This window comes from uncultured Cedecea sp. (genome assembly GCF_947498825.1).
In the GTDB taxonomy this organism is placed as follows: Bacteria; Pseudomonadota; Gammaproteobacteria; order Enterobacterales; family Enterobacteriaceae; genus JGM124.
This window is the reverse complement of record NZ_CANMLV010000028.1, coordinates 45,507-55,680: the sequence shown is the minus strand read 5'-3', so window position 1 is coordinate 55,680 and position 10,174 is coordinate 45,507. Positions and strand designations below refer to the sequence as shown.

Sequence of the window (10,174 nt, the reverse complement as noted above, 5' to 3'; positions counted from 1 at the left end):
CAACCGTTGTTCCGTCTCAGTGGATGCGCATTATAGGGATTTCCTCGCGGCTGACAACCCCTAATTTCAAATAATTTTCTGAGTGCGTTATTTTTCAACGATATGATTATTAAGCCTGCTGCTTGCTGCCTAATTGTGCAATTTCGACGGCAAAAAACGAAACCTGTTGCCAGTCGGTATAGACCACTTCTTTACTGGTATCCGTTTCTCCATCCGTCATCTTCATTATTAGACGGATCATAAACTTGTCCAACCAGCCATAACGCGGATAACGCAATGCCCCGGCGAAAACAGCGCAGCAATCGGGATGCCAGGGAGAATTCAGCAAAAACTTCCGCGTATAGGAGTTTGTTTCTGGCGTGTTCTTCTCAGGCTTACGTGCAACCAGGTTCACTGAAAAGAAGGCGCTCGGAAGATTATTCAGTTGTTGCAAATGTTTTTGTATAAATGCACTGACTGAGCGATGAAAGTGTCCATAACGAATAGAAGCCCCGAGTACGACACGATCATAGTCTGCCCAATGAATACTGGCATTATCATGCAGATTCAGAATATCACTCTCCAGACCTGACACTTTCAGTTCAGCGCCAAGACGTGTTGCTATTTCGCGTGTTTGTCCGTCACGGGTTGAATACAGAATTAAGGTTTTCACAGATACTCCATTTATTCCCGCCAAAAAGTTGGCGTGAACAGTACTAATAAAGTAAAGACTTCGAGGCGTCCGAATAACATGTTGACGATAAGGACCCACTTTGCCGTCGGATTCATGCTGGCAAAATTATCAGCGACTACACCAAGACCCGGTCCAAGGTTATTCAAGGTCGCGACCACGGAAGCAAAAGCAGAGAAGTTATCGACGCCCGTAGCAATAATCGCCAGCATACTAATGATAAAGACCAGAGCATAAGCGGAAAAGAATCCCCAGACAGCTTCAATAATACGCTCCGGCAGCGCACGGTTACCCAACTTAATGCTGTACACCGCATTGGGGTGAACCAGCCTCTTTAGTTCGCGATTCCCCTGTTTGAACAGTAACAGGATTCGAATGACTTTTAATCCACCACCGGTTGAACCTGCACATCCCCCGATGAAGGCAGAACACAGCAACAGCATCGGTAGAAATAACGGCCATCGTGAAAAACTGTCAGTGGTAAAACCCGCCGTCGTCGCCATCGATACAACCTGGAAAAATGCCTGATTCACGGTTTGTACTGCTGACTGATACGTACTGTGGAACCACAATACCAACGTACAGACCGCGACTAACGTCAGTTGGACGCTAATAAACATACGAAATTCAGGATCACGCCAGTACACCTTCAGACTACGGCCACTTAATAAAGAGAAGTGCAAGCCGAAGTTACAGCCGGAGATCAGCAGAAAGATAGCGATAATGGTATTAATCGTCGGGCTGTCAAAATAGCCTACGCTGGCATCATGTGTAGAAAAACCACCAATCGAAATGGTCGCAAAACTATGCCCGATAGCATCAAACACAGACATTCCTGCAAACCATAATGCGACAGCGCAAGCGATGGTCAGCAGAACATAGATAAACCAGAGTGTTTTCGCCGTTTCGGCTATACGCGGGCGCATTTTATTATCTTTCAACGGACCTGGCATTTCAGCCCGGTATAGCTGCATGCCCCCGACACCAAGAATCGGCAGGATAGCCACAGCCAGCACAATGATCCCCATTCCGCCAAACCACTGTAACATCTGACGATAGAACAAAATGGCGTGGGGTAAAGAGTCAAGCCCCACCAGAGTTGTCGCCCCTGTCGTCGTCAAACCCGAGAAAGACTCAAAAAAGGCATCAGTGACTGTCAGATTTGGTTTTTCAGCAAAGATAAATGGCAAAGCACCGACACTCCCCAGTACCGTCCAGAACAGAACGACTATCAGAAAGCCTTCACGTGGTTTGAGCTCACTTTTATCTTTCCGGTTAGGCCACCAAAGAAAAGTTCCAATAACGATAGCGACCAGAAAGGTCTGAGTAAAAGCACGACCAGCACCATCGCGATAAATCAGCGCCACTAAACCGGGTAAAATCATAGTGCCGGAAAAGAGGATAATGAGCAGGCCGACAATTCGGGTTATGGCACGAAAATGCATTTTCAGCCGCTTCCTTAAGTATCAATAAATATAAGAAGAGAAATGATGATTATCACGGTAGTAAATGCAATGCACCACGACTCAGATCGCCAAGTCTGGCATTAAATATTGCCAGTTGGGTCTGCGGTAACGCAATCTTCAGAATAATAAATGCCTGGAAATCAGTGTCGACAATAAGACCACCCACTTGTTTAAGCAAGGCTTCGATACCCGCCAGTTGCGAGTAATCACACTGCAAAGTATATTCTGTAAGTGCGACTTTGCGCACCTTAGGTAACTGAGTCAGCGCCTGCTGCACTCCGCCACCGTAAGCTTTCACTAAACCGCCGGTTCCCAGTTTGATACCGCCATAGTAACGTATTACGACAGCCGTTATCTCTCCGACCTGGCTTCCCTGTAGCTGGGCCAGAATAGGTTTCCCTGCTGTACCAGCCGGTTCACCATCGTCAGAGAATCCCAGTAACTGTGAGTTATCCGGGGCACCCGCGATCCAGGCCCAGCAATAATGCCGGGCATCAGGATAATCGATTCGGGTTTGCTCAAGAAAGGCTTTGCACGCTGCCACGCCATCAGTATGAGCAAGCAGCGTAATAAAACGACTTTTCTTGATTTCCTCACTCACCGCTACCGGTTCAGCAGGTATCAGCCAGCTCTCCATTACGCCAGTTTCAGGTCACGGGTCATATTTTCGATTCCGTTCTCATGAATAACCACATTATCTTCAATACGGATCCCGCCAAACTGTTTCATCGCCTCAATGCGCTGCCAGTCAAAATGCTGGCGGTATTGTCCTTCACGCCATGGTGCGAGCAGTGACTCAATAAAATAGAGACCTGGCTCAATAGTCAGCACCATGCTGGGCTCAAGTATACGGGTACAACGTAGATAAGGATGTAGCTCAGGCGCCGCCAGATGCGTACCGCTATCATCTTGCATAAAACCGCCCACATCATGTACTTGCAGACCCAGCATATGACCAATACCATGCGGCATAAACGGCCCCGTTATCCCTGTTTCTACCATCGCCTCTTCACTCATCCCAGTCACTAGCTGATGACGTTTAAGCAACTTAGCAATTCGCTGATGGAACTGTAGGTGGTACTCGGTATAACGCACACCGGCTTTCATGGTCGCTATCAGCGCCAGTTGCTCAGTATTCATATCCTTAATTAGCTCAGCAAAATCACTCTCTTCCTTAGCGGCCCAAGTACGGGTCAAATCAGCGGCGTAGCCCTGATATTCCGCCCCGGCATCCAGCAAGAAACTATGTGTTTGTGCTGGCGGCTGATTATCCAGACGCGTGTAATGCAACACTGAAGCATGTTCATTCAACGCCACAATATTGCCATAGGGGACATCAGTATCACGATGTCCTGTTGCCGTCAGATAGGCCAGATTAATATCAAATTCGCTCATCCCGGACAGGAAAGCTTCATGCGCTGCACGATGCCCAATGACAGCCGTCTTTTGCGCTGCGCGCATACAGGCTAACTCATAGTCAGTTTTATAAGCGCGATAATAGTGTAAGAAGTCGATAGTCGCTTGCGGATTGATATTCACCGCATTAATACCAAGCTGTAATGCACGTTCTGGAGCCGGGCCAATATAGCCAAGGTTGCCACGGGCTGCCGGCAACAGGCTACCAATCCCGTCAGCCTTGGGTAAGGCAATGACATCAACTTCATCCGTCCAGAAAGCTGTTGGCAGGGGTTCAACACAATGCCAGTAATCAACTGGCAGATAGAACCAGAGCTTAGGTTTATTTACCCCGTCCACCAGCAGCCAGCAGTTTGGCACCTCAGTGACAGGTACCCACGCTTTAAATTGTGGGTTCACTTTAAACGGATAAGGATGATCATCGAGAAATACGTTGAACAGTTCTCCTGAGTGGATCAGCAGAGCATCCAGATTCGAACGCGCAAGTGCATCACGGGTGCGTTGTTGTAAGGTTTCAATGTGACGATGATACAGCGTAGCCAGTGATTCCATAATTTATACCCTAAAGAGTTCGAGTTGCCTGTAGGCACTGATTGAAGCTTGCGAGTCGCATCTTAACACACCACGCTCGACCTCGAGTTATTTCCACTGCATGTGACCGGACCTGCAAATATTTAAATATAAATTTGCATTTTATTAACATAAATTCCACACTCCTTTTCATCTGGTATGACCAGATCCACTGCCGGAATCAGGAGACTGACATGCTCTATCAAGGTGAAACCTTACATCTCGACTGGCTGGAAGAGGGTATTGCTGAACTGGTATTTGATGCCCCTGCTTCAGTTAACACATTGAATACCGCGACCCTAGCCAGCCTTAGCGAAGCACTCACTGTTGTTGAAAATTTACCTGCACTAAAAGGATTGCTACTGAGTTCAAGTAAGTCTGCCTTTATTGTCGGTGCCGATATCACTGAATTCTTATCCTTATTTCTGGTGCCCGCACCACAACTCAGCGCATGGCTACGTTCCGCTAATCATATTTTTAATCGTCTCGAAGATTTACCTGTTCCAACTCTGGCAGCAATAAAAGGTTATACATTGGGCGGTGGCTGTGAGTGCGTATTGGCGACAGACTTTCGTCTTGCCACACCAGATACCCGCATAGGTTTGCCTGAGACCAAACTCGGTATTATGCCTGGTTTCGGTGGTTCCGTTCGCCTGCCCCGTCTGCTCGGCGCGGATAGCGCGCTGGAAATCATCACTGCCGGTAAAGATGTCAGTGCTGAAGAGGCCCTGAAACTGGGCCTGGTGGATGGTATCGTCAGTCACGAAAAATTGCATGATGGGGCACTCTCGATGCTGCGTCAGGCTATCCAGGGTGACCTCGACTGGCGAGCTCGTCGGGCCCCCAAATTAAGCCCGCTAAAACTCAATAAAATTGAAGCGACAATGAGTTTTAGTATCGCCAAAGCGATGGTCTCCAGGATAGCCGGCAAACATTATCCCGCACCTGTGGTTGCAGTAAAAACTATTGAGGCAGCGGCAGGTCTGGGCCGTGACGCCGCGTTGCAACTTGAAACACAGAACTTTGTTCCGCTAGCTCAATCCAATGAAGCTCGGGCGTTAGTCGGCATCTTTCTTAATGAACAATATGTTAAGAGTAAAGCAAGAAAGCTGACACAGCATATTGAGACACCAAAACAAGCCGCCATCCTTGGAGCCGGGATCATGGGTGGGGGTATCGCCTACCAGTCAGCCTGGAAAGGTGTCCCGGTATTAATGAAAGATATTAATGAAAAATCATTGGCTCTCGGCATTAGCGAAGCCAGTAAATTGCTGAATAAGCAGTTAGAACGCGGAAAAATTGACGGTAGCAAACTAGCACAGGTCATATCCACTATTCAGCCAACACTGGAATACCGCGGTTTCTCTCACGTCGATATCGTGGTCGAAGCGGTCGTTGAAAATCCACAGGTGAAAAAAGCCGTTCTGGCAGAAACGGAACAGCAGGTATCAGCAGAGACTATTTTGGCGTCAAACACCTCAACCATTCCTATTAGTGAATTGGCTGATGCCTTACAACGACCAGAAAACTTCTGTGGAATGCACTTTTTTAACCCTGTCCACCGAATGCCTCTGGTTGAAGTGATCCGGGGCAAAAAAACCAGCGATACCACACTCGCAACCGTCGTCGCCTGGGCAAATAAAATGGGCAAAACGCCTATTGTGGTTAACGATTGTCCGGGATTTTTTGTTAACCGGGTACTGTTCCCCTATCTCGCCGGCTTCAGTCAGTTATTACGCGATGGTGCAGACTTTCAGCAAGTCGATAATGTGATGGAAAAACAGTTCGGCTGGCCAATGGGCCCGGCTTATCTGCTTGATGTCGTCGGGATTGATACCGCTCATCATGCACAGGCCGTGATGGCTACAGGCTTCCCGGAACGTATGGCTAAAAATTATCGCGATGCGATAGACGTATTGTTTGATGCTGGTCGTTTTGGTCAAAAAACACAGCAGGGTTTTTATCGTTATCAGCCTGACAGTAAAGGGAAACCGAAAAAATTGTCAGACAGCCAAACCGTGGAACTTCTACAAGCCGTCACGCAACCACCGCGACATTTTGAACAACATGAGATTATCGCTCGCATGATGATCCCGATGGTTAACGAGGTCGTGCGCTGTCTGGAAGAAAGTATTATTGCCAGTCCGGCAGAGGCGGATATTGCCTTAGTCTATGGACTGGGCTTCCCCCCTTTCCATGGCGGGGTCTTCCGCTGGCTCGATACCCAAGGGAGTGAGTCTTACGTCAAGATGGCAGAGCAATATCAACATCTTGGTCCGCTCTATCAGGTCCCTGCTGGTCTGCAAGCTAAAGCATTGCACAACGAACCTTACTATCCCCCGGTCAAGCCAATTCATCTGGCTCATGACTTGAAAGCCTCTGAGGAATGATTATGGAAAAGGTGGTTATTGTTGATGCCATTCGTACCCCAATGGGGCGTTCCAAAGGCGGGGCGTTCCGTCATGTTCGGGCTGAAGATCTGTCAGCCCATTTAATGCGTACGATCCTGGCACGTAATCCGGCACTTTCTGCCGCTGAACTGGATGATATTTACTGGGGCTGTGTCCAGCAGACTCTGGAGCAAGGTTTTAATATTGCTCGTAATGCGGCGCTGTTGGCGGATATTCCGCATACTGTGCCAGCCGTCACAGTGAACCGACTGTGTGGTTCCTCAATGCAAGCGTTACATGATGCCGCCCGTATGATCCAAACCGGTGAAGCCCATGCTTGTCTGGTCGGAGGCGTGGAACATATGGGCCACGTGCCGATGAATCATGGGGTTGATTTTCACCCAGGCCTGAGCCGTGAAATGGCAAAAGCGGCAGGTATGATGGGGTTAACGGCGGAAATGCTGGCTCGCATGCATAATATTAGCCGTGAGATGCAAGACCAGTTCGCGGCGCGCTCCCATCAACGAGCCTGGGCTGCTACTGAGGCAGACCATTTCAAGAGTGAAATAGTCCCCACCCAAGGCCATGATGCCAGTGGCGCTCTGACAGCGGTCAGCTTTGACGAAGTGATTCGCCCGGATACCACCGTTGAAGGATTAGCCGCATTAAAGCCAGCCTTCGATCCGCAACATGGAACCGTCACTGCTGGGAGTTCTTCCGCTCTGTCTGATGGTGCATCAGCGATGCTAGTGATGAGTGAGAGCAGAGCGAGATCCTTGGGTGTACCTGTTAGGGCCTATGTCCGTTCCATGGCTGTGGTTGGCTGTAGCCCGTCAGTAATGGGCTATGGACCGGTACCGGCAACGCAATTGGCACTGAAAAAAGCAGGTCTTGCGATAGAAGACATCGGACTATTTGAAATGAATGAAGCCTTCAGCGCACAAATTCTGCCTTGCATCAAAGACCTCGGGCTGATGGATCAGATAGATGAGCGGATTAACCTTAACGGCGGCGCAATAGCCTTGGGGCATCCATTAGGCTGTTCTGGGACACGTATCAGTACCACCTTATTAAATCTGATGGAACGCCGTGATGCACAGTTTGGCCTCGCGACCATGTGCATTGGTTTAGGTCAGGGGATTGCTACCGTGCTGGAACGAGCCTGATACTAAAGAATCAAGGCTTCCGGAGTGTAAACATGGCGTTTAACACTCCGGTAAACCCCTGCCTTTAAATAAAGGCAAAAGCATCGCTGAACATGCGGTCAGCTTGGGCTGAACGTTCATTACAGAACAGGTCGCGGGCAATTTTTGCCATTTCAAAGCGACCAGCGATGTAAATATCATGTCCTGACAGGGACTCATAGTCCTGCATCACCGCCGTTAACACCGTACCAGTACGACCATTCCAGTCAGCCTCTGGCTGTTCAACTACAGCTTCAACGCGCAGATTCTTGTGTTTTAAAGCAAGCGCTTCAAGTTCTGGCATATCGTAGAGGTGCTTATCTTCACGCCCCCCCCAGTAAATCGCGATTTCACGCTCAGGGTTACGTTCCAGCGCAGACAACAGAATAGAACGGGCATAAGAGAATCCAGTTCCCCCAGCAATCAGTATCAATGGTCTGTCTTCATCGTCACGCAACCAGGCATCACCATGGGGAACATCAATAACCACTTCTTTTGTGGCCAGGATACGTTCCATAACCGCCATGGCATAGAGATTAATTTCAGAAGCGCCAATGTGCAGTTCAATAAACTCTTTTTCACTCGGGATGGATGCTATCGAAAACGGACGCTTATCTCGTTCATCCATCACTACCATCAAATACTGCCCGGCTTGAAATGAAAAGGCCGATTCTGGCAGTAAACGAACACGGTAAACCGTATCCGTTATCGCTTCTACTGAGGTTACTTTACAGCTTAAGGTTGTCATGCGTCCCCTCTATCGGGTCAATAATACTAAAGCGTAAAGGGTATCTCAGCTGCCTTTACGGTTATCGAAGATAGCCAGTTCGTCCCAAATTGCATCTATATGCGCACAAACTTGAGGGTCTTTTTGAATAGGACGACCCCATTCTCGTTGGGTCTCACCAGGCCATTTATTGGTGGCATCCATTCCCATTTTTGAACCCAAACCGGAAACCGGTGAGGCAAAATCCAAGTAATCAATTGGCGTATTATCAATCAATACGGTATCTCGCGATGGGTCCATACGTGTGGTTATCGCCCAGATAACATCGTTCCAGTCCCGGGCATTGATATCGTCATCACAGACAATAACAAATTTAGTGTACATGAACTGCCGCAGGAACGACCAGACGCCCATCATGACGCGTTTTGCATGACCAGCGTATTGTTTTTTGATAGTAACAACAGCCAGACGGTAAGAACAACCTTCCGGCGGAAGATAAAAATCGATAATTTCTGGAAATTGTTTCTGCAAAATAGGTACCAGCACTTCATTAAGTGCTACCCCCAGTACCGCCGGTTCATCAGGTGGACGTCCGGTATAGGTGGAGTGATAAATGGCATCATGTCGCTGGGTGATATGCGTTACGGTAAACACTGGGAAATTATCGATTTCATTATAATAACCGGTGTGATCGCCATAAGGACCTTCTGGCGCCAACTCCCCTGGTTCAATATAACCTTCAAGAATAATTTCAGCGCTGGCCGGAACTTCTAAATCATTGGTAATACATTTAACCACTTCAGTTTTGGTACCACGGAGAAGGCCGGCAAACGCATATTCTGAGAGCGTGTCCGGAACCGGAGTCACTGCACCGAGAATAGTTGCAGGATCGGCCCCCAGAGCAACCGAGACGGGGAAGCGTTCACCCGGATGGGCGGCACACCATTCCTGGAAATCCAGAGCACCGCCGCGATGGGATAACCAGCGCATAATCAGCTTATTTTTACCAATCAGTTGCTGGCGATAAATGCCTAAATTCTGTCTTTCTTTATGGGGGCCGCGTGTTACTGTCAGACCCCAAGTGATGAGAGGAGCAGCATCATCAGGCCAGCACGTCATAATCGGCAGGCGAGTTAAGTCAACTTCATTCCCTTCCCGTATGATTTCCTGACAAGGAGCATCACGCAGACGCTTAGTCGGCATATTGAGCACTTGCTTAAACTGAGGTAATTTATCGAACAGATCGCGAAAGCCTTTAGGTGGCTCGGGCTCTTTTAAAAATGCCAGAAGTTTACCTACTTCGCGTAATGCCGAAACGTCTTCCTGCCCCATACCCATGGCTACCCGCTTTGGTGTACCAAACAGGTTACACAGAACAGGCATATCAAAACCTTTAGGGTTTTCAAACAGCAGCGCAGGCCCACCGGCACGTAAAGTACGATCGGCAATTTCAGTCATTTCCAGGTTTGGATCGACAGGCAATTTGATTCGTTTCAGTTCGCCTTGTTGCTCAAGCAACTCCAGGAAGTCGCGCAGATCATCGTATTTCATGTCATTTATTAACAGGTGGATGTTGCTGCTATTATACGGACTTCGCTGTCACCCTGCTGTATTTTTGTTAAATTTGTATATACCCTAAATAATTCGCGTTGCTTGTAGGCGCACAGCTTCGACAGGCGATAAGCATAGATAAACTGTGTGATTCGGCTGCCTGAACGCCTGCAACAGCCAAGTAACTTGAAATATGACGG

The 10,174-nt window shown here is 48.4% G+C and carries 8 protein-coding genes; 2 read left to right on the top strand and 6 right to left on the bottom strand.

What is annotated here, in order from left to right:
• Positions 1–109: 109 nt before the first annotated feature.
• Genes hemG through pepQ form a run of 4 tightly spaced genes read right to left on the bottom strand, consistent with a single transcriptional unit; the run spans position 110 to position 4,104 of the window.
• Positions 110–652, bottom strand: coding sequence for a menaquinone-dependent protoporphyrinogen IX dehydrogenase (gene hemG / locus Q1A40_RS20695; protein WP_300004788.1), 543 nt, complete (start codon positions 650–652; stop codon positions 110–112).
• Positions 653–663: 11 nt separating this feature from the next.
• Entirely contained in the window at positions 664–2,115 is a 1,452-nt protein-coding gene (gene trkH / locus Q1A40_RS20690; protein WP_300004785.1) for a Trk system potassium transporter TrkH, read from the bottom strand.
• A 52-nt stretch (positions 2,116–2,167) separates the two neighbouring features.
• A complete protein-coding gene (locus Q1A40_RS20685; protein WP_300004782.1) occupies positions 2,168–2,773 on the bottom strand; it encodes an IMPACT family protein in 606 nt (201 codons plus the stop codon).
• Positions 2,773–4,104 (bottom strand): Xaa-Pro dipeptidase, encoded by a 1,332-nt coding sequence (gene pepQ, locus Q1A40_RS20680; RefSeq protein WP_300004779.1) that lies wholly within the window; start codon positions 4,102–4,104, stop codon positions 2,773–2,775. Before pepQ ends, Q1A40_RS20685 begins: the two co-directional genes overlap by 1 nt.
• A 212-nt stretch (positions 4,105–4,316) precedes the next feature.
• Between pepQ and fadB the strand changes: the two genes are divergently transcribed.
• Positions 4,317–6,512, top strand: a complete 2,196-nt coding sequence (fadB, locus tag Q1A40_RS20675) for a fatty acid oxidation complex subunit alpha FadB (protein ID WP_300004776.1) — start codon at positions 4,317–4,319, stop codon at positions 6,510–6,512.
• Between the two features lie 2 nt (positions 6,513–6,514).
• Positions 6,515–7,678 (top strand): acetyl-CoA C-acyltransferase FadA, encoded by a 1,164-nt coding sequence (fadA, locus tag Q1A40_RS20670; RefSeq protein WP_300004773.1) that lies wholly within the window; start codon positions 6,515–6,517, stop codon positions 7,676–7,678.
• Between the two features lie 64 nt (positions 7,679–7,742).
• On the opposite strand, the gene fre is transcribed toward fadA, so the two are convergent.
• Both fre and ubiD read right to left on the bottom strand, forming a co-directional pair.
• The gene (fre, locus tag Q1A40_RS20665) at positions 7,743–8,444 is read right to left on the bottom strand and encodes an NAD(P)H-flavin reductase (RefSeq protein WP_300004770.1); all 702 of its coding nucleotides are present in this window, start codon (positions 8,442–8,444) and stop codon (positions 7,743–7,745) included.
• A gap of 45 nt (positions 8,445–8,489) precedes the next feature.
• Positions 8,490–9,983, bottom strand: a complete 1,494-nt coding sequence (ubiD, locus tag Q1A40_RS20660; RefSeq protein WP_300004792.1) for a 4-hydroxy-3-polyprenylbenzoate decarboxylase — start codon at positions 9,981–9,983, stop codon at positions 8,490–8,492.
• Between the last annotated feature and the right edge of the window lie 191 nt (positions 9,984–10,174).